This is a genomic window from Isoptericola croceus, assembly GCF_029382255.1.
In the GTDB taxonomy this organism is placed as follows: Bacteria; Actinomycetota; Actinomycetes; order Actinomycetales; family Cellulomonadaceae; genus Isoptericola; species Isoptericola croceus.
The window spans coordinates 1-292 of sequence record NZ_JARLLG010000091.1; the positions used below are offsets into that span (position 1 = coordinate 1).

The following is a 292-nucleotide window of genomic DNA, read 5'->3' on the forward strand; positions in this document are numbered from 1 at the left end:
GGAGATAGGCTCCACCTCGTCCAATGATATCGGGTGTTGGGCCTCTTTGAACTCCAGAAGGCCCCGAATGGTAGCCATCTTGCGGCTCTGGTCGTTGGCCAAGCGGGCGAACTCCCGGTAACCCTCCTTGCTGTTGGAACGAGTGGAGTCCTGGAGCTTGGCGATAGCCTCCGGGTTCCACTGGTGAAACTCGCCGTCGCGCCGCCATTGGTAAAACCCTCCCACGTCCAGCTCCCGCTGACCGGAGATGTGGGGCGAGGAAAAAGCGAGACGGTGGCGATCAAGGGCTTCT

The 292-nt window shown here is 60.6% G+C and carries 1 protein-coding gene; it reads right to left on the reverse strand.

Annotated elements, in window-relative coordinates; genetic code table 11:
* Window positions 1-292, reverse strand: a 292-nt coding sequence (locus PZC42_RS20795; RefSeq protein WP_277213984.1) for a hypothetical protein, incomplete at both ends; no start/stop codon positions are given.